Raw genomic sequence first — 25,891 nt, 5'->3', positions numbered from 1 at the left:
TCACGCAAGAGCCCGCCAACTTGACGCCAGCATCGCGGCGTCAGAACCACACGACTTGACCGTACGCAGCCCGGCTTCGCCAAGAGGCTTCGCCGGGCACGGCCCGTGCGGTCCTCTTCTTGAAGCGCAACGCCACTCGCCTGTGGCGCCACTGCGTCCATCGCATCCCGCGCCCAACGTGTCGTGACGATGGCGATACGCCCCTCATGGTGGGCACGAGACGGGCAGGCTATACTTCTGATTTTCAGAATTGTAAAGCGGAATATTTTGCGCGGTGATCTGGACGACCCAAATCAGATTGAGATTGCAAGGTAAATTCGATTTTTTTCGCGCATCAGCTTTGGGCATTTTCGACTTCAAGGTTCGTAACGCCTCGCGAAAATCGGTCACTGATTTGCCCGTCGGGTAGTCACACAGGCAGTCACACATCAGCGGGATTGGCGTGCGGGTCGCCCACATGAACGCGCATTTCCGCTTCCCTTGGGGGCCGCTTTCGCGCACAAACATGGCATGGCAAACGAACCTGGTCCGGACAAAAGTTTGTGGCGCTGGGCGATCACACCGCCGCAATCCTATGTGCTGTATCTCGTCTGCCTGATCCTGGTTTTCGTGGGATCGTTTTACGCTGGCACGCTGAAGCCGAAGCATACGCCGCCCGCACCGCAGCCCGCCGCCACAGCGCCGCGCAGCTAATCCTTCCGACGGGACATGGAACATGGCTCCCACGATCAACCGCATCAACCCGCCGGAACTCGGCACGCCGCCCGGCTATTCGCAGATCGTCGAGGTTTCCGGCAGCCGCCTCATCTTCATCGCCGGCCAGACGGCGACTGGCGCCGACGGCCATGTGGTCGGCAAGTACGATTTCTCCGCCCAGGCCGACCAGGTGTTCCGCAATCTCGGCGTTGCCCTACAGGCAAGCGGCTGCACCGCCGCCAATCTCGTAAAGCTGACGGTGTTCCTCACCGACATGGAAAATCTCGCGCGTTACCGCGAGGCGCGCAATCGCTTCTTCGCCTCAGTGACGCCGCCGGCGGCGCCCGCCGTGACGCTGGTCGAGGTTGCAAAACTGTACGGGCCGGATTTCAAGATCGAGATCGAGGCAATCGCAGCGATCTGAGGTTCCTATGCCCTCTTCGCTTCCGACGTCGCGATCCAGATCCCCGCGAACACGGCGATCAATCCCAGCACCAGATTCGGCGTGATCGGCTCGCCGACGAGCTGCGTTGCCAATAGTCCCGCGGCGATCGGGTTGACGGTCATGGTGTTGGCGACGCGGGTCGGCGAGGCCCGTTCCAGCGCCAGCACCCACAGGATGAAGGCGAGCGCGCCGCCGCCGATGCCGAGATAGATGCCGGCGATCCATTGCGCAGATGTGAAGCCGCTCAATACGGTTGCGCTGCCGGTCAGCGCGCCCACCGCGATCAGCGCCGCCGCGCCGGTGCCCATGCCGACGGCGAGGAAGCCGAGCGCGCTGGAGCGCCGGATGAAGGGCCGCGACAGCACGTTGTAGAACGCCATGCACAGCACCGCGCCCATCATGATCAGCTCGCCGCGCCAGGCGCCCTGCGGCGCTGCTGCAAGGCCAGACGCCAGTGCTGCGGCGACGCCGAGGACGGCGATGCAGACACCGATGGTTTTGCGGAAGGTCAACGCTTCGACGCCAAGCAGCGCGCCGACCACCATGGTGGAAAGCGGCAGCGTCGCGAGCGCGAGGCTGGCGCGCGCCGCCGTCGTGTACGACATCGCGATGTTGTACAGGACGAAGAAGACGCCGAAGAAGGCAACGCCGAGTGCGGCGACGGCGGGAAGATCGCTACGCTGCGGCCATTTCGCCCGCAGCAGAATTGCCGCCGGCAGCACGCAGAGAAAGCCGATGCCCCAACGCAGGATCGCCATCGTGACGGGATCGGTATTGCCGGCGAGATAGCGGGTGATCGCCGCCGCACTGCCGCCGAGACAGCTCGACACCAGCGCGATCGCAACTCCGATCCATTCGGTCACCGCCGCCTCCCCGAGCTGCATTATGTGCGCAGACGAGGTAGGCCCTAATTCGCATCAAGCCAATACGAAGCGAATGTCAGCCACAAAAGATTTTCGAGTCGCAAAGAAGTTGGCGACATGTGTCAGCAGATCGCGAGCTGGATGGCGGCAATTGTCAGTAAGATCTGCGATCTAGCAGGCCCCCTGCTTCTCGTGCCTGCAAAGCTCGACTTCGACGGTGACGTGGCTGAGGCCGTGCAGGCCGCTCAGCCGGCGCTTGTAGTCCGCGGGCGGCAAGGGATCGTCCGAAATCAGCGAGATCACGGCGGCGCGGTGGCCCGGGCCGATCTGCCAGAGATGCAGGTCGGTGACCTTGTCGCCGCGGGTTTCCATCCGTTCGCGGATCGCGCCTTCGAGCTTCTTGTCGCTGTTGACGTCAAGCAGCACCGCGCCGGAATCGCGGATCAGGCCGTAGGCCCAGCTCGCGATCACGACGGCGCCGATGATGCCGACCAGCGGATCGGCCCAGCTCCATTGCGCGAGCATCGCGGCGACCAGCGCTGCGATCGCAAGCACAGACGTGGCGGCGTCGGCGACGACATGGATGTAGGCGGCGCGAAGATTGTTGTCGCGATGGGAATGGCCGTGTGCGTGATCGTGCGAATGGCCGTGCGCATGAGAATGACCGTGATGATGATCGTCGTGTTGTTCGCGCAGCAGCCAGGCGCTGACGAGATTGACGGCAAGGCCGAGCACGGCGACCGCAATCGCCTCGCCATAGGCGATCGGCACCGGGCGGACCAGCCGCTCTGCGCTTTCAAAGCCAATCTGGATCGCGATCAGTGCCAGTGTGATGGCGCTGGCGAAGGCGGCGAGATCGCCGAATTTTCCAGTGCCGAAGGTGAAATGCGGATTGCTCGCCTGCCGCCGCGCGAACAGATAGGCCAGCGCCGCGATGCCGAGCGCTGCGGCATGGGTCGCCATGTGCCAGCCATCGGCGAGCAGCGCCATCGAGCCGAACAGCGTTCCCGCGACAATTTCGCCGACCATCATGACCGCGGTCAGCGCGACGACGAACCAGGTGCGGCGCTCGTGGCGGTCGTGCTTGTGGCCGAGATAGACGTGGTCGTGAGTCCATTGGTCGAGCGAGTGCGAGTGCATGGGCCGGTCTCTCCGGGCGCAACAGATGACGCCGCATTTCAGCTTCATATAACGGCGTGAGTAACGAATACTATCACATCGCGTGGCGCGTCTCCGGAAGCCGTATGGCTCGCGTCGACGAGGCATTTCGATCTGGGCGGTATCCTCGCCACCGGGCGTTACCCGGTTTTCTGTACCGGCGCCGTCGAACCGGACGCTGTCCGTCACGGAAGCGACAAATGGTTCCAGAGGGCCCCACACTTGTTAGTGTTTGGAGCGCCGCATGACGGCGCTTGCTGCCGCCATGCGATCGAATTAAAACAACCCGCGGGGATTAAGCAGACTCCCCTTCAGACGGCACCCGTCCAAGCTCTGCGCACCACTCGTTTTGCCGAGGGATTGCGCATGGACGAACCAGAAAATTCTCCACCTTTGTCTGAACCTCCTGGCGTGCCCGGTCCCGCAACAAGGACACGGGGCAGAGCCGGCGATAGCATCCTCGCCACCACCGTGGTTTTCTGCGGCGATCCAGCGGCCGTGCAAGAAGGCTTTGCAATCGCACTTGGTGCGATGGGAATCGATCCGGATCATCCAGACCACTTCAATCAGCGGGGCTGACGAGGCCCATCGCGCCATCGTCGGTCCATGTACATAAACCTGAAATCGTCGATGGGGGCTGAACTATGTAAGGAGAAGGACCATGCCAGGACGATCAATCGCTCAAACGGCCGCAAACACCGCGCTTGCGGCAGTCATTTCGATGTTGGCCGGGGCGCTGCCTGGCGCCTCTGCACAGTCCATCGACTGGAAGAAGGTCGATGCCGCGCTCGGCAAGACGGCGACAGTCAGCGGCGACGTGCACCGCTACGGGCTGCCGCGGTCCGACTTGCAGGTCACCCTGGACGGAGTTGCGATAAAGCCTGCGCTTGCGCTCGGTGGCTGGGTTGCCTTTGCACCGATGCATGCACAGGCCATGGTGATGGGCGATCTCGTCCTGCTCGAATCCGAAATCACTCCGGTGATGACAAGGCTGCTCGATAGCGGATTGGACATCACGGCCATCCACAACCACATCCTGCGCGCTTCACCGGCAACCTTCTATATGCATGTTGCCGGACATGGCGATCCCGAGAAGATGGCCTCGGCCATTCACGCGGCGTTATCAGCGGCAAGCAAGACCCCGTTTGATCAAGCAACGACAACGGCAAACGCGCCGGCAGCGCTCGATCTCGACACGGCAAAGATGGACGAGATCATGCACGCCAAGGGAACGGTCAATGGCGGTGTCTATCAGTTCGGCATCCCGCGGCGCGATCCGGTGACCGAAGGCGGCATGACCGTGGCCGGCGCGATGGGCGGCGCCAATGCCATCGGCTTTCAGCCGACCGGAAACGGCAAGGCCGCCATTACCGGCGATTTCCTGGCGACCGGCGATGAAGTCAATCCGCTGATCCGGACACTGCGCGCCGGCGGAATCGAGGTGACGGCGATCCACAGCCACATGCTGGATGAACAGCCTCGGCTGTTCTTCATCCATTTCTGGGCCAACGACGACGCCCTCAAGCTGGCGCGAGGCTTGCGTGCGGCACTGGACAAGACGGCCGCCCGGAATTGAGAAAGATGCGGCGGACCCGACGCGCGGCCGTTGACCGGCCCGCGCCGCCGGTTTATTCATAACGTATGGGGATTTTGCGATCTCCCCACGAGGCGACATGCCCAAGTATCGCGTCCCGTTTTGCTTTACGAGGGCGCAGCCATGTCAGCACCATCTACTATTTCCTCCGATAAACTCATCCGCCTGATCGGCACCGCGAAGACGCCTGTCCTGATCGACGTGCGGACCGACGAAGACTTTGCCGCCGACCAGCGGCTGATCCCGGGCGCCATCAGGCGCAATCCGGCGGAAGCCGCCGATTGGGGCAGCGACTATGCCGGACAGCCGGCCATCGTGGTTTGCTTTCGCGGTGAAAAGCTAGCCCAAGGCACCGCGGCCTGGCTCAGGCATCTCGATGTTCCAGCCGAATCCCTCGAAGGCGGCTTCGAGGGCTGGAAAGCGGCAAAGCTGCCGCTGATCGACGCGACAAAGCTCCCACCGCGCGATGCAAAAGGCCGCACGGTGTGGGTCACGCGCGCGCGGCCAAAGATCGACCGCATCGCCTGCCCCTGGCTGATCCGCCGCTTCGTCGATCCCAATGCGGTATTTTTGTTCGTGGCGCCGTCCGAGGTCGTCGCCGTTGGCGAGCGGTTCAACGCCGCGCCGTTTGACGTCGAAAACGTGTTCTGGAGTCATCGCGGTGAAAAATGCACTTTCGACGTCATGATCGAGGAGTTCGGGCTGGCGACGGCGCCTCTGCTGCGGCTTGCCACCATGGTGCGCGCGGCCGATACCGCCCGCCTCGACCTGTCGCCGGAAGCCCCGGGCTTGCTGGCGGCTTCGCTCGGGCTGTCGCGCATGTATGACGACGATCTCGAACAGCTCGCGGCCGGCATGCTGCTGTACGATGCCTTCTACCGCTGGTGTCGCGACGCGTCAGGCGAGACCCACAACTGGCCTACCAACAAGGCAAAGCAATAATGGACGCGACAGCCGGTGGAACGAGAAAGGCGGATGCCGGCCACGGCATCCGCTTTGGCGAAGCCTTTCGGGTCTGGCTGCGGGTCGCGATGCTCAGCTTCGGCGGGCCTGCCGGGCAGATCGCGGTGATGCATCGCATCCTGGTCGAGGAAAAACACTGGATTTCCGAGAGCCGGTTTTTGCACGCGCTGAACTACTGCATGCTGCTGCCCGGCCCGGAGGCGCAGCAGCTTGCGACCTATATCGGCTGGCTGATGCATCGCACGGCCGGCGGCCTCATGGCGGGCGGCTTGTTCATCCTGCCCGGCATCATCGCCATCATGGGCCTGAGCTATATCTACGCGGCTTACGGCAATGTCAGCTTTGTCGAGGCGCTGTTCTTCGGATTGAAGGCGGCCGTGCTGGCGATCGTGGTGGAGGCCCTGGTGCGGATCGGCAAGCGCGCGCTGCGCAGCCAGGTGATGGTCGCGCTCGCGGCCATCGCCTTTGTCGCGATCTTCTTCTTCAACGTGCCCTTCCCGATCATCATCATCGCGGCCGGCGTGATCGGCTATATCGGCGCAAAAAGCGGCCGGCCCGAATTCGCCGCGGCCGGGCACGGCACCGGTGGCAAGACGGCCGTCATCGACAGCATGCTGGGCGATGGCGTGCCGGAGCATGTCCGTCCCGATGCAATGCGCGCATTGCGGGTCGGCGCATTCTGGCTGGCGATGTGGCTGGTGCCGGTGGCGGCGATCCTGATCGCGTTCGGAGAAGCCAATACGTTCAGCCAGATCGCGCTATTCTTCAGCAAGATGGCGATGGTCACCTTCGGCGGCGCCTATGCCGTGCTGGCCTATGTCGCGCAAACCGCGGTCGAGCATTATCACTGGCTGTCCGCACGCGAGATGCTCGACGGTTTGGGCATGGCCGAGACCACGCCGGGCCCGCTGATCATGGTGCTACAGTTCGTCGGCTTCATGGCCGCCTTCCGCGATCCGGGCTCGCTGTCGCCGATGCTGGCGGGCACGCTCGGTGGCCTCCTGGCCACCTGGGTGACGTTCGCGCCCTGCTTCCTCTGGATTTTCCTCGGCGCACCTTTCATCGAAACGCTGCGCGGCAACAAGGGGCTGGCGGGCGCGCTCTCCGCCATCACCGCAGCCGTGGTCGGTGTGATCCTCAACCTCTCGATCTGGTTCGCGCTGCACACGATCTTCCGGCAAACCACGCCGGTGCGCTCGTTCGGCCTGTCGTTCGACATGCCGATATGGTCGAGCATCGACTGGGCGGCGCTGGTGCTGGCGGTTGCAGCCGCCACCGCGATCTTTCGCTTCAACGTCGGAATGCTGACGGTGTTGGCGGGATCGTGCGCCGCCGGCGTGCTGCTGCGGCTGGTGGGATTGATCTGAAGATCGTGGAACACCGTAAGGCGGATTAGCGAAGCGTAATCCGCCGTCGGTAGGTTATCGCTTTGCCCAACCCCACCCTACTCGGCGCCCTACTCCACGCCGCGGTTGAACTTGTTCGACTTCGGCAGGCCGTGTGCGAGGCGGCCGGCGTCGGCGCGGCTGCCGCGCCAGTCGGCCAGTTCCTTCATGGTCATGCTCTGCTCGCGGCCGGCGGAATCCTTCCAGGAAAGGCCCGCCTTGGAATCGAACACCGCCACGTCGGACAGCTTGGCGCTGGAGTATTTCTGGAGGCGGACGCCGCGGCCGCGGGCCATCTCCGGCACCTGATCGAGCGGGAACAGCACCATCTTGTGGTTGGTGCCGATCACCGCGACCGTGTCGCCGGCGACAGTCGTGATCGCGCAGGCCTCGTTCGGCAACTCGACGTTCAGCACCTGCTTGCCCTTGCGGGTGGTGCCGACGCAATCGTCCTCGTTGACGACAAAGCCCTGCCCTTCGGCGCTCGCGATCAGGAATTTGCGGCCGCCCTTGTTGGCGAACAGCGAGACGATCGCGGCCTCCTGCTCCATGTCGATGAACATGCGGATCGGCTCACCATGGCCGCGCCCGCCCGGCAGCTTTGCGACGTCAAGCGAATAGAATTTTCCGTTGGTCGCAAACGCCAGAAGTTTTGAGGTGCTCTCGGCGAAGAAGGCGTGTTCGAGCTTGTCGTCGGTCTTGAAAGAAAGCCCGGAGAGATCCTCGACGTGGCCCTTCATGGTGCGGACCCAGCCCTTTTCGGAGACCACGACCGTGACCGGCTCGCGCTCGACAAAGGCTTCCTCGATCGCGGCGAGATCATGCTCGGGCGCATCGGCGAACTGCGTGCGGCGCTTGCCGAGCGGCGTCTTCGGCCCAAAAATCTCGCGAACCTTGCCGACCTGCTCGCCGACCTTGGCCCATTGCTGGGTTTCAGAGCCGAGCAGGCCCTCGATACCCTTCAATTCCTTGCGGAGGTCCTTGTCCTCCGTCTTGATCTCCATCTCCTCGAGCTTGCGCAGAGAGCGCAGGCGCATATTGAGGATGGCATCGGCCTGCACTTCCGTGAGCTTGAACGCCTTGATCAGCGCGGGCTTGGGCTCATCCTCGGTGCGGATGATCTTGATCACCTTGTCGATGTTCAAGTACGCGATCAGAAGACCGCCGAGGATTTCCAGCCGGTGCTCGATCTGGGCCTTGCGGAAGTTGGTGCGGCGGATCAACACATCGCGCAGATGGTCGAGCCATTCGCGCAGGCACTCGGCAAGACCGATCACCTTCGGGATCTTGCCTTTCACCAACACGTTGAGGTTCAGGGAAATGCGGCTCTCGAGCTCGGTGAGCTTGAACAGCGATTCCATCAGCAGCGCCGGATCGACCGCGCGCGATTTCGGCTCGATGACGAGGCGAATGTCATCGGCCGATTCATCCCTGACGTCACCGACCAGCGGCAGCTTTTTCTCGTTGAGCAGTTCGGCGATCTTTTCGACCAGCCGCGACTTCTGCACCAGCCACGGGATTTCCGTGATGACGACCACCCAGGTGCCGCGGGCGCCCTCTTCCTGCTCCCACTTGGCGCGGACGCGGAACGAGCCGCGGCCGGTGGTGTAGGCCTCGGTGATCGCTTCCTTGGAATCGACGACGATGCCGCCAGTCGGGAAATCCGGGCCCTTGACCCACCTCAAGAGCGACTTCGATTTCGCCTCGGGCTTGTCGATCAGATGCAGCGCGGCGTCGCAGAGTTCGGCGACGTTGTGCGGTGGGATCGAGGTGGCCATGCCGACCGCAATCCCCTGCGCGCCGTTGGCGAGCAGGTTCGGAAAGCCGCCGGGCAGGACGACCGGCTCTTTCGACTGGCCGTCATAGTTCGGGCGAAACTCGACGCCGTCCTCGTCGATGCCCTCGAGCAGCAGCCGCGCGACATCCGTCATGCGCGCTTCGGTGTAGCGGTAGGCGGCCGGGTTATCGCCATCGATATTGCCAAAGTTGCCCTGGCCGTCGACCAGCGGGTAGCGCGAGGAGAAATCCTGCGCGAGGCGGACCATAGCGTCGTAGATCGCCTGATCGCCATGCGGATGGAACGAGCCCATCACGTCGCCGACGATTTTTGCCGACTTCTTGTATCCCCCACCGGGATCGAGACGCAGCAGCCGCATGCCGTAGAGGATGCGCCGGTGCACCGGTTTTAGCCCGTCGCGGGCATCCGGCAGCGCGCGGTGCATGATGGTCGAGAGCGCATAGGCGAGATAGCGCTCTTCGAGCGCATCGCGCAGCATCACCTCGTGGATTTCAGCCGGCTCTTCCGGCGGCGGTACTCGTTTTCCCATGGGCACGGATTAGGCTTTTGGGCTGAATCGGGCAAGACGCGAATCCATGCATCCGCAGCGTTGTCGTCCCTGCGAACGCAGGGACCCATAACCACAGGCGTTTGTGAGGGAAATCGCCGATAGCCGGTTCCGTTCGATGGGCCGCGGCGTATGGGTCCCGGCTTTCGCCGGGACGACGTCCTGAAGCGTGGCGATTAAGTTGCGGAAGTGATTCGCGCCCGCCGCCTGGTCACCGCGTTGATGAATCCGTCCCGCGCGTCGGAATGGCCCTGCCCGCGCGGCTCCAGCACGTGGCGCAGCAGGAACAGGCCGGTCAGTCGAAAGCCGTCCTGCAAATCCTGGTCCGACCAGCCGTTCTGGCCGCCCTCGCCTTCGCGCAAAAAGGCCGGCAACCGCAGCAGGCGATCGCGAAACGGCTCGCCGGCGGAGCGCGATACCGCACCGCCCGACTTTGGCGAGACGTAGATGAGATCGGTGGTCTCGCCGGTGGCCGCGCAGTTTTCCAGATCAAGGCCAAAACCGAGTTCGGCGAGCATGGCGAGTTCGAACCGGATCAGATGCGCGGCTGCGCCGGAGGCGTCGTCGAAATCGTCCAGCGTGTCCTCGAGCATCGCAAAAATGTCTTCGTGCGGATCGCGCTCCGGCAGCAGCCGCGCCAATGAGGCGAGATGGGTGATGCCGTAAACCGCATGCGAGGACGCCAGCAGCGTCGCCGCCCGCAGCCGCGTGCCCTCGATCTGGTAATAGCCGAGATGCTCATCGAGCCGCGCCCGCCAGACGGCAGTGACGCTGTTGCCGGGCTGGAGCATCGGACGCATGCGCTTGCCGGCGCCACCGCGCACGAGGCCAAGGTGTCGGCCGTGCTCGCGCGTCAAGAGCTCGACGATGGCGGAGGATTCGCCATGCCGCCGCACGCCCAGGATGATGCCTTCGTCGGTCCATTCCATGGACGGGAGATTACAGGATTCCGGTTAGGGGCGCAGCCATCACACGGCCGTCATTCCGGGGCGCGAAAGCGAACCCGGAATCTCGAGATTCCGGGTTCGATGCTGCGCATCGCCCCGGAATGACGGTGGCTCAGGCGTTGAACCAGTCCTTGGCATCGCCCGTGAAGGAACAATAGAGCCCGCCGAGCGTCAGCGCGCACGAGACGATGTCGACAAAACTGTCGAACTGGAGGCCTTTTTCGCCGACCACCTGCGTCAGCGAAATCGACGACAGCACCAGCGCCAGGGTCAGCACCCAGCGCGGCCAGCTCTTGCGCCGCTGCGCGGCAAGCCAGACCAGGAAGGTGAGCAGCAGGAGCAGAACAGCCGCCGTGACGGTGGCGGCGCCGATCATCTGCTCGGTCATGTCGGGCCTTGGCGTGCGGTCCTGGAATGCGACCGACAGCGCATCGATGGTCAGCGATGCGTAGAGCAGCACCTCGAACCACCAGACGTTTACGGGTACGGTCATCGCGGGCGCGGCCATTGCTCGATTATTCCTTGATTATTCCTTGGGGAATTCGATTCCCATTTCCCGGTAGCGGTCGGGATCGTCGCCCCAGTTCTCGCGCACTTTCACGAACAGGAAAAGATGCACCGCCTGGCCAGTGATCTCGGCGATCTCCTTGCGCGCTTCCGCGCCGATCGACTTGATGGTGGCGCCGCCCTTGCCCAGCACGATCTTGCGCTGGCTCTCGCGCTCGACAAAGATCGTCTGCTCGATGCGGGCCGATCCGTCCTTGCGATCGACCCATGAGTCGGTCTCGACGGTGGATTGGTATGGCAGTTCCTGATGCAACTGCTGAAACAGCTTTTCGCGGGTGATCTCGGCCGCGAGATGACGCATCGGCGCGACCGACATCTGGTCTTCAGGATAATGGAACGGGCCGGCGGGAACGAGTCGCGCCAGCGTCTTCTTGAGATCGTCGATGCCGTCGCCGGACAGCGCCGAGATCATGAAGGTTTCCTCGAATTTCATGCGCTCGTTGGCGGCCTTCGCCAGCGCCAGCAGCTTTTCGCGCGGAACCAGGTCGATCTTGTTGATCACCAGCACCTTCGGATGCGCCACATTGGCCAGCGTCGTGAAGATCGTCTCGGCCTCGGCGTCGATGCCGAGCTTGGCATCCAGCAGCACGCAGACGAGGTCGGCGTCATGCGCGCCGGTCCAGGCCGTGAGCACCATGGCGCGGTCGAGCCGCCGCTTGGGCGCGAAGATGCCGGGCGTGTCGACCAGCACGATCTGCGACTTGTCCTCGACCAGGATGCCGCGGATCAAAGCGCGCGTGGTCTGCACCTTGCGCGAGACGATGGTCACCTTGGCGCCGACCAGCGCGTTGACCAGCGTGGATTTGCCGACATTCGGCGCGCCGATCAGCGCGACGAAGCCGCAGCGCGGCGCGGCGTCCCCGCCAGCGCTGGCCACTTCAGACTTCATATTTGCCGCCGACCTTTTCGCGCTCGATCATGGCGAGCGCGGCGCTCTTCTCCGCCTGGCGCTTGCTGGAGCCGGTGCCTTCGGCCGGCTCCAGGCCCGGCAAGGTCACCGCGACGCGAAACACGGGATCGTGATGCGGGCCGGTGCGGTCGACCTCGCGATAGACCGGCGTCGGCAGTCCCTTGGACTGCGCCCATTCCTGCAAACCGGTCTTGGGATCGCGCACCGGCCGGCGGTGCTTGGTCATCCGCTTGGTCCAGTGACGCTCGACGAATTGCTGCGCCGCCTGGAAGCCGGCGTCGATATAGATCGCCCCGATCACGGCCTCGCAGATGTCGCCGAGCACGGCCTTGCGCAGACGCGCATTGGCCATCGCATTGCCGACGGCACCAAGCTTGATGTCTTCGCCAAGCCCGAGCTCTTCCGCAACATCGGCGCAGCTTTCCTTGCGCACGAGATCCGAAAGCCGCTTTGACAGCTCGCCCTCGTCGGCGTTGGGAAAGGCGCGATACAGCATGTCCGAGACCACGAGGCCGAGTACATGATCACCAAGGAATTCCAGCCGCTGGTAGCTCTCACGCCGGTGCCGCGAGGGGGCCAGCGCCGATACATGCGTAAATGCGGTGACCATCAGCGTGCGGTCGGAAAATACATGTCCGACGCGCTTTTCCATCGCATTGACGGCCGCGGTCTTGCGGGCCCGCCTGCCCTTCTTCTTCGGCGCGGCCTCGGGGGCGGCGTCCGGCTGCTCGGCTGTGTCGCCTGATTTGGTCGCGTGGATGACGGGCGTATCGTCGTTCATCGCACAATGGTGAATAGCCGGTTCCAGCGCACGGCAGTGGGCCAGCGCCAGAACATCCAGGCGTGCTCGCCTTCGGCAATGGAGAAGAAGATCATCTGTGCCCGCCCGACGATATTCTGGAACGGCACGTAGCCGACCGCAGACAGCACGCGGCTGTCGGTCGAGTTGTCGCGGTTGTCGCCCATCATGAAGAAATGACCGGCCGGAACGGTGTAGACATTGGTGTTGTCGTAAAAGCCGTTGTCGACGCAATCGAGCGTCTCATAGCTGACGCCGTTCGGCAGCGTCTCGCGCCAGCGTTTTACCCGCGCGGTGGCGTCGGAGCCGCAGGGATCCTCGCCGATGAAATCGCTCAGGCGCTCGCGCTTGACCGGCACGTCGTTGATGTAGAGCAGCCCTTCCCGCATCTGGATGCGGTCGCCGGGCAGACCGATCACGCGCTTGATGTAATCAGTGGAATCGTCCTTGGGCAGGCGGAACACGACAATGTCGCCGCGGGACGGCTCCGAACCGAAGATGCGCCCCGAGAACAGCGGTGGCGACAGCGGGATCGAGTAGTGGCTGTAGCCATAGGAATATTTCGAGACGAAGAGATAATCGCCGACCAGCAGCGTCGCCTTCATCGACCCCGAGGGAATGTTGAAGGGCTGAAACAGGAAGGTCCGGATCACCAGGGCGATCAACAGGGCATGAACGACGACGCGGATGGTTTCGCCAAATCCGCTCTCTGATTTAGTCCCTGACGTCACGCTCATGACTTTCCCAATTCCAGCAAGCCCGGTGCCCGCACACTGGCAGAACGCATTCCCTACGCGAATCGCCTTCGTTTCGCGTCAGGAAAATGCTCTCTCATCTGATGTTGAGAGCGAATTCCGATGCAATACCGGCGGTTCGCCCAGACTCGATTTGTGAAGTTCAAACATGATCTTATCGGAAAACCGGTTCCCGCTTTTCCGGATCATGCTCGCGAACCCTGCGGCGTTTTAGACGGTTGTTCTCAGGCGCGCAATCAAGTGCTGCATCAAAAACTTCCAATCCATTGAAAATAAAGGATTTTTAGTTTTGTCCGGCCTCGGCCGCGGGCGCCCGCGAAGACCTCAGGATTTGCCGGGAACTACCGCCGAAATTATGACGAAAGCCTGCGCCAGCGGCCAATCGTCCGTAATCGAAAGATCGATCCGCGCCTCGAGACCTTGCGGCGTCAGCGCCTGAAGCCGCGCCAGCGCTCCGCCGGTCAGTTGCATGGTCGGCCGGCCGCCCGGCAGGTTCACCACGCCCATGTCCTTCCACCAGACCCCGCGCCGGATACCGGTACCGAGCGCCTTGGAGCAGGCCTCCTTGGCGGCAAAGCGCTTGGCATAGGTCGCGACCACCATCTTCTCGCTATTGGCGCGCCGCACCGCCTTGGCGCGCTCGGCGTCGGTAAAGATGCGGTCGAGGAAGCGGTCGCCGTGGCGCTCGATCACCTTGGCGACGCGCGTGATGTCGATCAGGTCGGAACCGATGCCGATGATCATGCCGCGCCTTCCACCTTGCTGCGGCCGCGCGTCATCGCCGCCCGCATCTGGCGGACGGTCTCGCCGAGGCCGACGAAGATGGCCTCGCCAACCATGAAATAGCCGATGTTGAGCTCGGCGATCTCGGGGAGCGCGGCGATGGTCTCGGCGGTCGCATAGTCGAGGCCGTGGCCGGCATGTACCTCGAGCCCGGCGGCGCGGCCCAGCCTGGCGCCCTCGGCAATGCGCCGCCATTCGGCATCGGCCTTCGCCGTGTGGCCGTCGACCACGGCGTCGCACCAGGCGCCCGTATGGATCTCGATCACCGGCGCCTGTAGCTTGGCCGCCATCTCGATCTGGCGCGGATCGGCCGCGATGAACAGCGACACCCGGATGCCGGCGTCGTTCAGCCTGGCGATGAATGGTTTGAGCACATTGTGCTGGCCGGCGACGTCGAGGCCGCCTTCGGTGGTGAGTTCTTCGCGCCGCTCCGGCACCAGACACACCGCATGCGGTTTTGTCGCGAGCGAGATACGCAGCATGTCGTCGGTTGCCGCCATCTCGAAGTTCAGCGGCTTTGAGATTTCGGCTTTCAGCCGGGTCATGTCTTCGTCGCGGATATGGCGGCGGTCCTCACGCAAATGCGCGGTGATGCCATCGGCACCGGCCTCGATCGCAGCAAGCGCCGCGCGCACCGGATCGGGACGCGCCCCGGCGCGCGCGTTGCGCAGGGTGGCGACGTGATCGACGTTCACTCCAAGGCGCAGCGGGAGAGGTTTGGACATCTTTCGACTCGCAACCGAGAATTCGAACCGTCATGCGTGGGCAAAAGCGCGAAGCGGTCTTCGCCTTATTTGACCCGCACATCCATCTTTTGAAAAGGATGGATTGCCGGGTCAAGCCCGGCAATGACAAAATGGTCAGCCGTTGACGCGCTCGACCCGCGCGACCACCGCCTTTGCACGGAGCTGCGCGATAATTGCACTGAGATGCTTGAGGTCATAGACCTCGAGGTCGATGGTGAGCTCGGTGAAGTCAGGCGAGCGGCGGCTCATGCTGATATTGTCGATATTGCCGTCATGCTCGGCGATTACCGTCGCGACCTGGGCGAGGCTGCCGGGCTCGTTGACATTGTCGACGCGGATGCGCGCCGGAAAACGCTGCGGCGTGGTCTCGTCGATGTCCCAGCGCACGTCGAGCCAGCGCTCCGGCTCTTCCTCGAAATCCTTCAGCGCTGGCGCCTGGATCGGATAGATCGTGATCCCCTCGCCGGGCGTGATGATGCCGACGATGCGATCGCCCGGCACCGCGCCGCCGTTCGGCGCGAACTTGATGGGCAGGTCTGCCTTGCCGAGGCCGCCGACGGGAATGACCGAAGCGCTGCGCGCGGGGTGATGCGGCTGCGCCTGCTTCAGCTTGGCGGCAAGCCCTTTCTTGGCGCCGTAGCGGGCGGCGACGCGCTCCTCCTTGTAGTCGGGGTACATCGCGCGGGCGACGTCGGAGGCCTTGATCTCGCCGCGCCCGACCGAGGCCATGACGTCCTCGATCGAGGTGCGCGCCAGCCGCGGCAGCGCGCCCTTCAGCTTGTCGTCGGCATATTCGATCTTGGCGCGGGCAAACAGGCGCTCGACGATACGGCGGCCGAGGCCGGCATACTGATCGCGCACCGCGGTGCGGGTGGCGCGGCGGATCGCCGCGCGTGCCCTGCCCGTGCGCGCCAGGGATTCCCAGGCCGACGGCGGCGCCGACTGGGCTTTCGAGGTCAACACCTCGACCTCATCGCCATTGGTGAGTTCCGAGGACAGCGGCGCGAACTTGCCGTTGATCTTACACCCGACGGCGCTGTTGCCGACGTCGGTATGCACGGCATAGGCAAAGTCGATCACATTTGCGTGGCGCGGCAGCGCGATCAGCCGGCCCTTCGGCGTGAAGCAGAACACCTGGTCGTGGAACAGCTCGAGCTTGGTGTGCTCCAGGAATTCTTCCGGGTTGGCGCTCTCCGACAGGATGCCGACGGTGTGGCGCAGCCAGGCAAAGGCATTGGATTCGCGCTTCAGCAGCTCGGTCGGCGAGCCGACGCCGTCCTTGTAGAAGGCATGCGCGGCGATACCGAACTCGGCGATCTGGTCCATGTCTTCGGTGCGGATCTGTAGCTCGACGCGCTGGTTGCCGGGCCCGATCACAGTGGTGTGTATGGAGCGATAGTCGTTCTGCTTCGGCGTCGAGATGTAATCCTTGAAACGGCCGGGCACGACCGGCCAGGTGGTGTGCACGACCCCGAGCGCGCGGTAGCAGGCCTCGACATTGTCGAGCACGATGCGGAAGCCGAAAATGTCAGACAGTTGCTCGAAACCGACGGATTTTCGCTCCATCTTGGTCCAGATCGAAAACGGCTTCTTGCGCCGGCCATAGACATGGGCGACCACGCCGTTCTTCTGGAGGTTCTTCGAAAGCTGGCTTTCGATCTCGCCGATCAGATTGCGATTGCGCTCCGCCAGCGCGTCGAGCCGCTGCTTGACGACCGCATAGGCTTCCGGATCGAGGGTACGGAACGAGAGGTCCTCGAGTTCCTCGCGCATCTCCTGCATGCCCATGCGCCCTGCAAGTGGCGCATAGATGTCGAGTGTCTCTTCCGCAATGCGGCGGCGCGAGGCCGGCGGCACGAATTCCAGCGTGCGCATGTTGTGCAGGCGGTCGGCGAGCTTGATCAGCAGCACGCGGACGTCGTCGGCGATCGCCAGCAGCAGCTTGCGGAGGTTTTCCGCCTGCTTGGCCTCGCGCGAAACCAGTTCGAGCCGCTTCAGCTTGGTCAGCCCCTCGACCAGCGCGCCGATCTCATGGCCGAAAATCTGGTCGATCTCCGCGCGGGTCGCCTCGGTGTCCTCGATGGTGTCGTGCAGCAGCGCCGCCACGATGGTGGCGTCATCGAGCTTCAGCGCGGTGAGAATCGCCGCGACCTCCAGCGGATGCGAGAAATAGGGGTCGCCGGAGGCGCGGGTCTGCGCGCCATGCGCCTTCATGGCATAGACATAGGCCCGGTTCAGCAGGTCTTCGTCGGTGTCGGGATTGTAGGACCTGACCCGCTCGACCAAGTCATATTGCCGCATGATCCCCGAGCGCGGCTTGGCACCTCGTGGCGGCGACGACGAAGGCGCGACCGCAACCTGCTCGGTTGCGGCCTGCATCTGCCTGATGATGCGGCGCCTGACCGCCATCGAATCACTACCTTCGCGCCCGGGCCAAAAAGCCATCTTCACGCACCAATGTAATGCGCTTTCGCGCGGCACTGCACCCTCAAGTGCAGCAACGCCCCGCCCATCTCATGACGCATCCTAACCGCAAAAATGTCAACAAAAGCAAAGGCCCGGAACCAGGTCCGGGCCTTTCGTAAAATCCAACCGATCGGGCGGCGATTATTCGTCTTCTTCCGGCTGCTCTTCCGGCGGCGCGAGGCCTTCCAGACCCTTGAGCAGCTCTTCCTCGGTCATGCGCTCGACCGCCACTTCGGTATCGTCGGCATCGACGCTGGCGCCGGCCGACCCGATCAGCGGGACCGTATCCGGCTCGGGCTCGTCGACCTCGACGAACTTCTGGAGGGAGTGCACGAGCTCTTCCTTGAGGTCCTCGGGCGAAATCGTCGAGTCGGCGATTTCGCGCAAGGAAACAACGGGGTTCTTGTCGTTGTCGCGATCAACCGTGAGTTGAGAACCGGAAGAGATCATCCGGGCACGATGTGCCGCCAGCAGAACCAGGTCGAACCGGTTGTCGACCTTATCAATGCAATCTTCCACGGTGACGCGCGCCATCGCCTGTCGCTCCGTTAAATGGGGCCAATATGTATGCTTTCGGGGCTAGTTATAGCTCCCTACCTGATTTCGCAAGGCAAAATTTGTGATTTGCGTTCCGGGCAGGAACTGATAACCGTCCGGCGGGGCCTTAGGCCGGAGCGTCCAGACGCAGCCCTCGTGCCGTCTCGGACAAGTCAAAATCGCTACATTGCAGCGTCAAAAGTCTAGGTTTTTTGCCCTCGCCGCACCATAATTGAGGTGGTGACTGTCGCGGGGAAAGATTCACCGAACTTTAGGCAGCATAGCGTGAAAGTGCGCGCGACCGCTCGTCGCTGCGCTAGAAACGTTTAACAACGCGAGAAAACCTTGATGTCACCTGTTTCCAGCAAGATTGCGCTCTTCATCGACGGCGCCAACCTTTACGCAACCGCCAAGACGCTCGGCTTCGATATCGATTACAAGCGCCTTCTCAAGGAATTCCAGGGACGCGGCACGCTGCTGCGGGCGTTCTACTACACGGCGATCATCGAGGATCAGGAGTACTCGTCGATTCGCCCGCTGATCGATTGGCTCGACTACAACGGCTACACCGTCGTCACCAAGGCGACGAAGGAATTCATCGACGCCTCCGGCCGCCGCAAGGTCAAGGGCAACATGGATATCGAGCTGGCGGTCGATGCGATGGAGCTCGCCGAGCATATCGACCAGATGGTGCTGTTCTCCGGCGACGGCGATTTTCGCTCGCTGGTCGAAGCGGTACAGCGCCGCGGCGTCCGCGTCACCGTGATCTCGACCATTTCGAGTCAGCCGCCGATGATCGCCGACGAACTGCGCCGCCAGGCCGACGTCTTTACGGATCTCGTGGAGTTGCAATCGAAGCTCGGACGCGATCCGTCCGAGCGTCCGGCCCCGCGCGAGCCGCGTCATCACGCGCCGCAATTCCTGCAACGCGCGACCACCATGGCGCCCCGCGGAGCCGGTGACGACGATTTCGACGACTGAGACCAGCGCCCTCCTCCCGGTACCCGCACCTGGCCGCGATTGTCCGTTGTGCCCGCGGCTGGTGAGTTTTCGCGAGCAAACGCGTGCGAAGGAACCGACCTGGTACAATGCTCCGGTCGATTCCTTCGGCGATGCCAATGCGAGGCTGCTGATCGTCGGCCTCGCGCCGGGGATGCAGGGCGCCAACCGCACCGGTCGGCCCTTCACCGGCGACTATGCCGGTGACCTGCTCTACGCGACGCTGCTCGAATATGGGTTTGCGAAGGGTGTCTATCAGGCGCGGCCCGACGATGGCCTGAGGCTGGTCGATTGCCGCATCAGCAACGCCGTGCGCTGCGTGCCGCCGCAGAACAAGCCGCTGCCGGTCGAGATCAATACCTGCCGGCAATTTTTGTCGGCGACGATCGCGACCATGCCAAGGCTTCGCGCGATCGTGATGCTCGGCCGGATCGCGCACGAATCGACGGTGAAGGCGCTGGGCCTGCGCAATGCCGCTGTGCCCTTTGCACATGGTGCCGTGCATATAGCGGGAAAGATCGGGCTCTACGACAGCTATCACTGCTCGCGGTACAACACGAACACCGGCGTGCTGACGCCAAAGATGTTTCGGGATGTGTTCGCGCGGGTAAGAGCGGATTTGGCCGGTTGATTTGCAGGGTGGGTTAGCCGAAGGCGTAACCCACCGATGCTGTGCCAAGAATGGTGGGTTACGCTTCGCTAACCCACCCTACGAAATCACACCGGATTCTTCTTCAGCCACTCCAGGACGTCGCCGGCGTTCCGGTCCGGCGGAAACACCGGATAGAACACCTGCGTGATGCGCGCGTCATCGGCGATCAGCGCGAGGCGCTTGATCAGAGTGAGACCCGCCACCTGCATGGTCGGAAGGTTCAGCGCGCGCGTCAGTTCCAGTTTCTCGTCCGACAGCACCGGGAATGGCAGATGCAGCCGCGTGGCCATCTCGGTCTGATATTCATTGCTCTGCGTCGACAGGCCGAACACTTGTGCGGCACCGGCCCCTTTCAGTTCGGCAAACAGATCGCGGAACGAACAAGTCTGCGGCGTGCAGCCGCGGGCGCCGGGGATCATGTCCCAGTCGTCGACCAGCGCGATCTTGCCGGGCTCGCCGGTGCGGGGATAGCCGAAGACCACGGTGCGGCCGGATAGTTTCGACAGATCGACCGCGCTGCCGTCCGTGGCGCGCAGGCTGACCGAGGGGACTTGCGTGCCCTTCAGATGCGCGGCACCGCCATCGTCCGTCGGTGCCGGGATCTTGCTCCAGTCGACGTCGAGCAGGTTTTTCTGATTCATCTCGCCCTCCTCTATCCGCCGTCATTGCGAGGAGTGCAGCGACGAAGCAATCCATCTTTCCTGCCGAACGATGGATTGCTTCGCTTCGCTCGCAATGACGGCAAACCTATCCCCGCGCGCGCATCAGGCGGCCCTTTTCGCGGCCCCAGTCGCGCTTCTTCACGGTCTCGCGCTTGTCGTGCAGTTTCTTGCCTTTCGCCACCGCCAGCAATAATTTCGCCCGGCCGCGCTCGTTGAAATAAAGCTTCAGCGGGATCAGCGTCATGCCCTCGCGATCGACCGCCCCTAACAGCTTGTTGATCTGCTTTCGGTGCAGCAGCAGTTTTCGCGGCCGCTTCGGCTCGTGGTTGAAGCGGTTGGCCTGGAGATATTCGGGAATGTTGGCGTTGATCAGCCAGATCTCGCCGTTCTTGGAATCGGCGTAGGACTCCGCGATCGTGCTCTTGCCGTTGCGGATCGATTTGACTTCGGTGCCGGTCAGCGAAATGCCGGCTTCGATCGTGTCCTCGATCGCATAGTTGAAGCGGGCTTTTCGGTTCTCCGCGACGACCTTGATCGGGCGCTCTTCTTTCTGGGCCATTAGTTCTTCTTGAGGAGATCGCGGATCTCGGTCAGCAGTTCTTCCTGCTTCGTCAGCTTCGGCGCGGCGGGCGCGGCTTCTTCCTTGCGCTTGAACTGGTTCATGGCGCGGATCACGAGGAACAGCACGAAAGCGACGATCAGGAAATTGAGGGTCAGCGTGAGGAAGCTGCCCCAAGCCAATACTGCACCCTGCTTTTTGGCGTCCGCAAGGTTCGTGGCGGTGACTGACTTGGCGAGCGGCGTGAAGTAGTTCGAAAAATCGAGGCCGCCGGTGATCGCGCCGATGATGGGCATGATGACGTCGCCGACCAGCGAATTGACGATTGCGCCGAAGGCCGCACCGATGATGACGCCGACCGCGAGGTCGACGACATTGCCCTTCATCGCGAATTCCTTGAATTCCTTCAGCATGGAAAATCCTCCGCTGCGACGACGGGCGCGTTCGAAGCGAGCGCAACCAGCAGCTGGATATTTGGTTCTGATTGTATCAGAACCAAATATCCACATTCTTGATTTGACGCGTTTTCTTCACGCGAACCGGTATCCACTTCGCTTGAAAACGCTTTAGTTGATCAGGCCGGCATGCACCATGGCGCTACGCACCGCAACGCGGGTCGATTCCTGCACCGGCACCATCGGCAGGCGCAGCTTTTCATCCATCTTGCCGAGCAGCGACATCGCGTACTTGATCGGCGCCGGACTGGTTTCCATGAACAGGTTGGTATGGAGCGGCATCAGCTTGTCGTGGATTTTCAGCGCGGTGGTGACGTCGCCCTTCTGCCAGGCGGTGTGGAATTCCGAGCAGAGCCGCGGCGCGACGTTGGAGGTGACGGAAATGCAGCCATGGCCGCCATGGGCCATGTAGCCGATGATCGTCGCGTCCTCGCCGGAGAGCTGGTTGAACTCCTCGCCCATCGCGGCGCGCTGCTGCGACACCCGCACCATGCTGGCGGTGGCATCCTTGACGCCGGCGATGTTCTTCAGCTCGAACAGGCGCTTCATGGTATCGACCGACATATCGATCACCGAGCGCGGCGGGATGTTGTAGATGATGATCGGGATATTGATCGCGTCGTTGATCGCCTTGAAGTGCTGGTACATGCCCTCTTGCGTGGGCTTGTTGTAGTAAGGCGTGACGATCAGCACCGCGCTCGCACCCGCCTTCTCGGCATGCTCAGACAATTCGACCGCCTCCTTGGTGGAGTTGGACCCGGCGCCCGCGATCACGGGCACGCGGCCTTTGGCCTCCTCGATGCACCATTCGACCACACGCTTGTGTTCGTCATGGCTCAGCGTCGGGCTCTCGCCGGTCGTGCCCACCGGCACCAGGCCATGCGTACCCTCCGCAATCTGCCAGTTCACGAGCGAGCGGAACGCCGCCTCGTCGAGCGAGCCGTTCTTGAACGGCGTGACCAAGGCGGTGAACGACCCCCGGAATTTTGTCTTGGCTGCCATGGACTTCCTCCGAAACTTGCGCGCGCTGTCTGAACTGGCGATCTGGACTGGATTGCAATTCATATCGGGTCTGACGGCGGGGCGAAAGGGCCGTACCGGGCCTGTTGTGGCCGCGATTTTGCCGCGGTATGGGCGCACAAGGTCGCACCGGCCGCGGGCCGTTTGGTGTTTTTACCGCATATTCAATCAAATAGACCTAGCTCTTGTGAGCCCCGAATGATTCGCCGTCAGGGAAAGCCGTGACCCGATCTGTCCACACCGCTGCATTGCGATCGACCGCGCTGGTGACCAGCCTGGCATTCGCTGTTGCACTGTCGGCCGTGACCGAGGTTTGCGCGGCACCAAAGGTTCCCCTGCCAAAGCCGCGACCGATCGCCCGCAACGCGGTGCCCAAAACCACATCGGCGACGACACCTGCGGCGCCTGCACGCGCGCCTACGCCGGTTGCCGGTGCGCCCGACACAACGCGGCACGCGCCGGCCTTGGCACCCGCGACGCGGCAGCACGCCGTCGCGGCCCCGCCCCGCAAACCGATCGCGCCTGCCGCGATGGCCGCGACCTCGTCGACATCGCAGGCCGACAAGCAAACGCTGGAAAACGTCATCGAGCTGATCCGCAAGCGCAAGCCCGATGACGCTACGCAGCTCGCAGCCGGCATCGAGGATCCGGTAGCGAAGAAGCTCGCCGAATGGCTGGTCCTGCGCAGCGAGAACAACAACGTCACCGTCGAACGTTACCGTGCCTTTCTTGCCCAGAATCCGAGCTGGCCGTCGCAGACCTTCCTGCGCCGCCGCCTGGAGGCGGCCTTGTGGGACGACAGGCGCGAGGATGGGGCGGTATGGGCCTGGTTCGAGAACCAGTCGCCGATCTCGGCCAAGGGCCGCCTGTCGCTTGCGAAAGCGATGATCGCGCGCGGCGATCGCGCCAACGCGGAGCGGCTGGTGCGCGAGGCCTGGCGCAACGACGGCATGTCGGAGGAGACCGAGAGCAACGTGCTCGACATGTTCGGCGCGCTGCTGACCGCGGGCGACCACAAGGCGCGGATGGATACCCTGCTCTATGGCACCGAGAACGAGGCCGCCGGCATGCGCGCCGCCAAGCGCCTCGGCGCCGGCCATCTGGCGCTGGCAAAGGCGCGCATTGCCGCCAATCGCAAGGGCGGTAACCTCAAGGCCCTGCTCGATGCGGTGCCGCACGAGCTGCATTCCGATCCCGGCTACACGTTCGCCCGCATCCAGATGCTTCGCCGCGACGAGAAGTTCAGCGAGGCCGCGCAGCTCATGATGAGCGCGCCGAAGGATCCAAACCGCCTGCACAATCTCGATGAATGGTGGATCGAGCGGCGCCTCTTGGCGCGCAAGATGATCGACAGCAACGAATTCCGCACCGCCTATCTGATCGCCCGCGACGCCGCGCTTCCCTCGCGCGATATCTACAAGACCGAGCAGGAGTTCACCGCCGGCTGGATCGCGCTGCGCTTCCTCAACGACCCCGCGGTCGCCGCGCAGCATTTTGCCCGAATCGGCGTCGGCAGCGTCAACCCGACCGCGCTGGCGCGCGCCGGTTATTGGCAGGGCCGTGCGGCCGAAGCCGCCGGCCGTGCGCAGGAAGCGCGCGCGGCGTATTTGCGGGCGGCCGAGCAATCGACCAGCTATTACGGCCAGTTGGCGCGCGCAAAGCTCGGTTTGCCGCAGCTCGATATCAACGGGGCGCCTTCGGGGCGCGGACGCAACGTCGAGCGGCTCGAAATCGTCCGCGCCGTGCAACTGCTCTATGAGCTCGACGAGGGCGAATACGCGATTCCGATTCTGGCCGACATGGGCGAGAACGGCGATCCGGACGCGCTGGTCGGGCTCGGTGAGGTAACCGGGCGTCACGGCGATGCCCGCGGCATGCTGCTGCTGGGCAAGGCCGCCCTCAACCGCGGGCTGCCCTTCGACTTCTACGCCTATCCCGTCAACGGCATTCCATCCTTCAGGTCGATCGGGCCCGAAGTGGAACGCAGCATCGTCTACGCGATCGCGAGGCAGGAGAGCGCCTTCAATCCGTCGGTGGTGTCGCCGGCGCAGGCTTATGGGTTGATGCAGGTGACCCCGGATGCGGCGCGCTATGTCTGCAAACGGCATGGCGCCACCTACGACCTCGCCCGGTTGAAGACCGATCCGGTCTACAATGCCGCGCTTGGTGCTGCCGAGCTCGGCGGGCTGCTCGAGGACTATCGCGGCTCCTACATCATGACGTTTGCCGCCTACAATGCGGGACGCGGCAGCGTGAAAAAATGGATCGAGCGCTACGGCGACCCGCGCGATCCCAAGGTCGATGCAGTCGACTGGGTCGAGCTGATCCCGTTCTCGGAAACGCGCAACTACGTGCAGCGGATCATGGAGAACCTGCAAGTGTACCGCGCCCGCTTCGGCGGCGGCACCAGGCTCCAGATCGAGGCCGATTTGCGCCGCGGCGCCAGCGTCGAATAGTCCAACAGCGATTGGCGAACAGCGAGTGGCGAGTGGCGAGTGGCGAGTGAACCATCACTCGACCAGATGCTCCCCCTATTCGCCACTCGCCCACCTGGACAATGAAAAACCCCCGGCAGTTGCCTGCCGGGGGTTTTCCTCGTGTTTCAAGTCTTCCGGGATCAGAAGTTACGCTGAGCGCGGACGTTCAGGAACACAGTGCTCTGGTCCTTGAACTCGTACAGAGCGTTCGGCTTCGGAGCAGCCGGGGTGAAGACTGCGCTGCCCGCAAACTTCTGGTCGAGGAGGAACGCGCCGACTTCAGCCGAGAACGTCAGGTTCTTGACCGGAGTCCAGCGGGTGACCACACCAACCTGGGCGATGTTGAAGTCGGGGTTGCACGAGTAGGTGCCGACACCGGCAACACCAGTCTGGCCCGGGCGGGTCGCAGCGAAGCCGTTGCAGATGATGCCCTTGGCCGATCCGATGCCAGCGAGGTTGTCGTCGGCGTTGCCGTCATACTTGACCTGCGCGTAGCTGCCCCACAGCGAGGACGACCAGTAGGGGTCCCAATTGTGGTTGAAGGCGCCACGAACACCCCAAGCCTTGGTCAGGATGAGACCGGAGCCAGGGCCACCGAGAGGACCGCCACCAAACGAGCCCGGAGGAGCGAAGACAGCGTCAGACGTGCCACCGAAACCGATGCTCTGGTAGCCGAAGCCCGATCCACCGAACATCGCGAAGCTCGGCGAGCCACCCGAGGTCGAGATCACGTTCTTCGTGGTACCAACCGCATACGAAGCGTCGATCTTGAAGTCGTCGCCCGGGCCGGTCGGCAGATTCTTGATCTGCAACGCAGCCATCACCGAACCGCCCCACTTGTCTTCGGGGTGGCCGCTGATTTCCGAGAAGTTGTTCGGAGCGCCGGCGGCGTTCAGGTTGTTGTACGAGGCGTTCACGAGGTGAGCCGCGCCCGACACCTGGAAGAGACCCCAGGCCTGATCGACGCGGATGCGGCCGACGATGTCGGGAGCATGCGTGCCGCCGTAGGAGTTGGTGCCAGTGCCGGTGGGGCCGATGGCAAGAGCAGTAGAGGCGTTCCAAATCGCGGTGCGGTTGAACACGGTCGGATCATCGAGACCGATGCTGG

Annotated in this window: 26 protein-coding genes; 8 read left to right on the top strand and 18 right to left on the bottom strand. The window is 63.4% G+C overall.

All coding sequences use genetic code 11. The annotated features are described in order from the left end of the window. Positions 1-204 precede the first annotated feature (204 nt). On the bottom strand, positions 205-459 hold the full coding sequence (locus JQ628_RS33690) for a hypothetical protein (protein ID WP_212230750.1): 255 nt from the start codon (positions 457-459) through the stop codon (positions 205-207). 51 nt (positions 460-510) lie between these two features. Here JQ628_RS33690 and JQ628_RS33685 point away from each other — a divergent pair, with 51 nt between their 5' ends. Continuing rightward, positions 511-693 (top strand): hypothetical protein, encoded by a 183-nt coding sequence (locus JQ628_RS33685; protein ID WP_212230748.1) that lies wholly within the window; start codon positions 511-513, stop codon positions 691-693. 22 nt (positions 694-715) lie between these two features. Then, the gene (locus tag JQ628_RS33680) at positions 716-1,120 is read left to right on the top strand and encodes a RidA family protein (protein WP_212230746.1); all 405 of its coding nucleotides are present in this window, start codon (positions 716-718) and stop codon (positions 1,118-1,120) included. A gap of 5 nt (positions 1,121-1,125) precedes the next feature. Here JQ628_RS33680 and JQ628_RS33675 read toward each other — a convergent pair whose 3' ends face one another. Next, positions 1,126-2,004, bottom strand: coding sequence for a DMT family transporter (locus tag JQ628_RS33675; protein WP_212230744.1), 879 nt, complete (start codon positions 2,002-2,004; stop codon positions 1,126-1,128). Between the two features lie 171 nt (positions 2,005-2,175). Continuing rightward, a complete protein-coding gene (gene dmeF, locus JQ628_RS33670; protein ID WP_212230742.1) occupies positions 2,176-3,144 on the bottom strand; it encodes a CDF family Co(II)/Ni(II) efflux transporter DmeF in 969 nt (322 codons plus the stop codon). 739 nt (positions 3,145-3,883) lie between these two features. Here dmeF and JQ628_RS33665 point away from each other — a divergent pair. From JQ628_RS33665 to chrA, 3 genes are all read left to right on the top strand, one after another. Then, complete coding sequence (locus tag JQ628_RS33665) at positions 3,884-4,738, top strand: DUF1259 domain-containing protein (protein ID WP_249128741.1); 855 nt, start codon at positions 3,884-3,886, stop codon at positions 4,736-4,738. 141 nt (positions 4,739-4,879) lie between these two features. Next, a complete protein-coding gene (locus JQ628_RS33660) occupies positions 4,880-5,698 on the top strand; it encodes a chromate resistance protein ChrB domain-containing protein (RefSeq protein WP_212230725.1) in 819 nt (272 codons plus the stop codon). Next, positions 5,698-7,086 (top strand): chromate efflux transporter, encoded by a 1,389-nt coding sequence (chrA, locus tag JQ628_RS33655; RefSeq protein ID WP_212230723.1) that lies wholly within the window; start codon positions 5,698-5,700, stop codon positions 7,084-7,086. Before JQ628_RS33660 ends, chrA begins: the two co-directional genes overlap by 1 nt. 89 nt (positions 7,087-7,175) lie before the next feature. On the opposite strand, the gene parC is transcribed toward chrA, so the two are convergent. The 10 genes from parC to rpoZ all read right to left on the bottom strand — a co-directional run bounded on the left by parC (position 7,176) and on the right by rpoZ (position 17,956). Further along, the gene (gene parC / locus JQ628_RS33650) at positions 7,176-9,431 is read right to left on the bottom strand and encodes a DNA topoisomerase IV subunit A (protein WP_212230721.1); all 2,256 of its coding nucleotides are present in this window, start codon (positions 9,429-9,431) and stop codon (positions 7,176-7,178) included. A 194-nt stretch (positions 9,432-9,625) separates the two neighbouring features. Further along, the gene (gene recO, locus JQ628_RS33645) at positions 9,626-10,378 is read right to left on the bottom strand and encodes a DNA repair protein RecO (RefSeq protein WP_212230719.1); all 753 of its coding nucleotides are present in this window, start codon (positions 10,376-10,378) and stop codon (positions 9,626-9,628) included. Between the two features lie 130 nt (positions 10,379-10,508). After that, a complete protein-coding gene (locus tag JQ628_RS33640; protein WP_212230717.1) occupies positions 10,509-10,889 on the bottom strand; it encodes a hypothetical protein in 381 nt (126 codons plus the stop codon). A 33-nt stretch (positions 10,890-10,922) separates the two neighbouring features. Continuing rightward, the gene (era, locus tag JQ628_RS33635; RefSeq protein WP_212230715.1) at positions 10,923-11,852 is read right to left on the bottom strand and encodes a GTPase Era; all 930 of its coding nucleotides are present in this window, start codon (positions 11,850-11,852) and stop codon (positions 10,923-10,925) included. Then, complete coding sequence (rnc, locus tag JQ628_RS33630; RefSeq protein ID WP_212230713.1) at positions 11,842-12,654, bottom strand: ribonuclease III; 813 nt, start codon at positions 12,652-12,654, stop codon at positions 11,842-11,844. The genes era and rnc overlap by 11 nt, the downstream gene beginning before the upstream one ends. Next, positions 12,651-13,409 (bottom strand): signal peptidase I, encoded by a 759-nt coding sequence (gene lepB / locus JQ628_RS33625; RefSeq protein WP_212230711.1) that lies wholly within the window; start codon positions 13,407-13,409, stop codon positions 12,651-12,653. Before lepB ends, rnc begins: the two co-directional genes overlap by 4 nt. 342 nt (positions 13,410-13,751) lie before the next feature. Beyond that, positions 13,752-14,171, bottom strand: a complete 420-nt coding sequence (gene acpS / locus JQ628_RS33620; RefSeq protein ID WP_212230709.1) for a holo-ACP synthase — start codon at positions 14,169-14,171, stop codon at positions 13,752-13,754. Further along, on the bottom strand, positions 14,168-14,935 hold the full coding sequence (locus tag JQ628_RS33615; protein WP_212230707.1) for a pyridoxine 5'-phosphate synthase: 768 nt from the start codon (positions 14,933-14,935) through the stop codon (positions 14,168-14,170). Before JQ628_RS33615 ends, acpS begins: the two co-directional genes overlap by 4 nt. A 135-nt stretch (positions 14,936-15,070) precedes the next feature. After that, positions 15,071-17,365, bottom strand: coding sequence for a RelA/SpoT family protein (locus JQ628_RS33610; RefSeq protein ID WP_212230705.1), 2,295 nt, complete (start codon positions 17,363-17,365; stop codon positions 15,071-15,073). A 198-nt stretch (positions 17,366-17,563) separates the two neighbouring features. Then, positions 17,564-17,956, bottom strand: coding sequence for a DNA-directed RNA polymerase subunit omega (gene rpoZ, locus JQ628_RS33605; RefSeq protein WP_016844003.1), 393 nt, complete (start codon positions 17,954-17,956; stop codon positions 17,564-17,566). A gap of 351 nt (positions 17,957-18,307) precedes the next feature. On the opposite strand from rpoZ, the gene JQ628_RS33600 reads away from it, so the two are divergent. Continuing rightward, positions 18,308-18,940 (top strand): NYN domain-containing protein, encoded by a 633-nt coding sequence (locus tag JQ628_RS33600; protein WP_212230703.1) that lies wholly within the window; start codon positions 18,308-18,310, stop codon positions 18,938-18,940. Continuing rightward, positions 18,918-19,589: a uracil-DNA glycosylase gene (locus tag JQ628_RS33595; RefSeq protein ID WP_212230701.1), complete on the top strand. Its 672-nt coding sequence runs from the start codon at positions 18,918-18,920 to the stop codon at positions 19,587-19,589. Before JQ628_RS33600 ends, JQ628_RS33595 begins: the two co-directional genes overlap by 23 nt. A gap of 86 nt (positions 19,590-19,675) precedes the next feature. On the opposite strand, the gene JQ628_RS33590 is transcribed toward JQ628_RS33595, so the two are convergent. The 4 genes from JQ628_RS33590 to dapA all read right to left on the bottom strand — a co-directional run bounded on the left by JQ628_RS33590 (position 19,676) and on the right by dapA (position 22,288). Beyond that, complete coding sequence (locus JQ628_RS33590; RefSeq protein WP_212230699.1) at positions 19,676-20,251, bottom strand: peroxiredoxin; 576 nt, start codon at positions 20,249-20,251, stop codon at positions 19,676-19,678. 106 nt (positions 20,252-20,357) lie between these two features. After that, complete coding sequence (gene smpB / locus JQ628_RS33585) at positions 20,358-20,831, bottom strand: SsrA-binding protein SmpB (protein WP_212230697.1); 474 nt, start codon at positions 20,829-20,831, stop codon at positions 20,358-20,360. Then, positions 20,831-21,244, bottom strand: coding sequence for a large conductance mechanosensitive channel protein MscL (gene mscL, locus JQ628_RS33580; RefSeq protein WP_212230695.1), 414 nt, complete (start codon positions 21,242-21,244; stop codon positions 20,831-20,833). Before mscL ends, smpB begins: the two co-directional genes overlap by 1 nt. A 153-nt stretch (positions 21,245-21,397) precedes the next feature. After that, positions 21,398-22,288 (bottom strand): 4-hydroxy-tetrahydrodipicolinate synthase, encoded by an 891-nt coding sequence (gene dapA, locus JQ628_RS33575; RefSeq protein ID WP_212230694.1) that lies wholly within the window; start codon positions 22,286-22,288, stop codon positions 21,398-21,400. Between the two features lie 320 nt (positions 22,289-22,608). Here dapA and JQ628_RS33570 point away from each other — a divergent pair, with 320 nt between their 5' ends. Beyond that, positions 22,609-24,762 (top strand): lytic transglycosylase domain-containing protein, encoded by a 2,154-nt coding sequence (locus JQ628_RS33570; protein WP_349628157.1) that lies wholly within the window; start codon positions 22,609-22,611, stop codon positions 24,760-24,762. Positions 24,763-24,923: 161 nt separating this feature from the next. Here JQ628_RS33570 and JQ628_RS33565 read toward each other — a convergent pair. Next, positions 24,924-25,891 (bottom strand): porin (locus JQ628_RS33565; protein WP_212230690.1); only part of this gene is annotated, 968 nt, incomplete at its 5' end.

Source organism: Bradyrhizobium lablabi, assembly GCF_018129385.1.
GTDB classification, from domain to species: domain Bacteria; phylum Pseudomonadota; class Alphaproteobacteria; order Rhizobiales; family Xanthobacteraceae; genus Bradyrhizobium; species Bradyrhizobium lablabi_C.
This window is presented reverse-complemented; position numbering and strand designations above follow the sequence as displayed.

Coding starts and splice junctions, on each gene's coding strand:
- JQ628_RS33680 (WP_212230746.1), top strand. CDS start 716: ATGGCTCCCACGATCAACCGCATCAACCCGCCGGAACTCGGCACGCCG.
- era (WP_212230715.1), bottom strand. CDS start 11,852: ATGAAGTCTGAAGTGGCCAGCGCTGGCGGGGACGCCGCGCCGCGCTGC.
- dapA (WP_212230694.1), bottom strand. CDS start 22,288: ATGGCAGCCAAGACAAAATTCCGGGGGTCGTTCACCGCCTTGGTCACG.
- JQ628_RS33690 (WP_212230750.1), bottom strand. CDS start 459: ATGTGGGCGACCCGCACGCCAATCCCGCTGATGTGTGACTGCCTGTGT.
- chrA (WP_212230723.1), top strand. CDS start 5,698: ATGGACGCGACAGCCGGTGGAACGAGAAAGGCGGATGCCGGCCACGGC.
- JQ628_RS33640 (WP_212230717.1), bottom strand. CDS start 10,889: ATGACCGTACCCGTAAACGTCTGGTGGTTCGAGGTGCTGCTCTACGCA.
- smpB (WP_212230697.1), bottom strand. CDS start 20,831: ATGGCCCAGAAAGAAGAGCGCCCGATCAAGGTCGTCGCGGAGAACCGA.
- mscL (WP_212230695.1), bottom strand. CDS start 21,244: ATGCTGAAGGAATTCAAGGAATTCGCGATGAAGGGCAATGTCGTCGAC.
- JQ628_RS33600 (WP_212230703.1), top strand. CDS start 18,308: ATGTCACCTGTTTCCAGCAAGATTGCGCTCTTCATCGACGGCGCCAAC.
- rpoZ (WP_016844003.1), bottom strand. CDS start 17,956: ATGGCGCGCGTCACCGTGGAAGATTGCATTGATAAGGTCGACAACCGG.
- JQ628_RS33610 (WP_212230705.1), bottom strand. CDS start 17,365: ATGGCGGTCAGGCGCCGCATCATCAGGCAGATGCAGGCCGCAACCGAG.
- dmeF (WP_212230742.1), bottom strand. CDS start 3,144: ATGCACTCGCACTCGCTCGACCAATGGACTCACGACCACGTCTATCTC.
- recO (WP_212230719.1), bottom strand. CDS start 10,378: ATGGAATGGACCGACGAAGGCATCATCCTGGGCGTGCGGCGGCATGGC.
- JQ628_RS33615 (WP_212230707.1), bottom strand. CDS start 14,935: ATGTCCAAACCTCTCCCGCTGCGCCTTGGAGTGAACGTCGATCACGTC.
- JQ628_RS33590 (WP_212230699.1), bottom strand. CDS start 20,251: ATGAATCAGAAAAACCTGCTCGACGTCGACTGGAGCAAGATCCCGGCA.
- acpS (WP_212230709.1), bottom strand. CDS start 14,171: ATGATCATCGGCATCGGTTCCGACCTGATCGACATCACGCGCGTCGCC.
- rnc (WP_212230713.1), bottom strand. CDS start 12,654: ATGAACGACGATACGCCCGTCATCCACGCGACCAAATCAGGCGACACA.
- lepB (WP_212230711.1), bottom strand. CDS start 13,409: ATGAGCGTGACGTCAGGGACTAAATCAGAGAGCGGATTTGGCGAAACC.
- JQ628_RS33665 (WP_249128741.1), top strand. CDS start 3,884: ATGTTGGCCGGGGCGCTGCCTGGCGCCTCTGCACAGTCCATCGACTGG.
- JQ628_RS33660 (WP_212230725.1), top strand. CDS start 4,880: ATGTCAGCACCATCTACTATTTCCTCCGATAAACTCATCCGCCTGATC.
- JQ628_RS33685 (WP_212230748.1), top strand. CDS start 511: ATGGCAAACGAACCTGGTCCGGACAAAAGTTTGTGGCGCTGGGCGATC.
- parC (WP_212230721.1), bottom strand. CDS start 9,431: ATGGGAAAACGAGTACCGCCGCCGGAAGAGCCGGCTGAAATCCACGAG.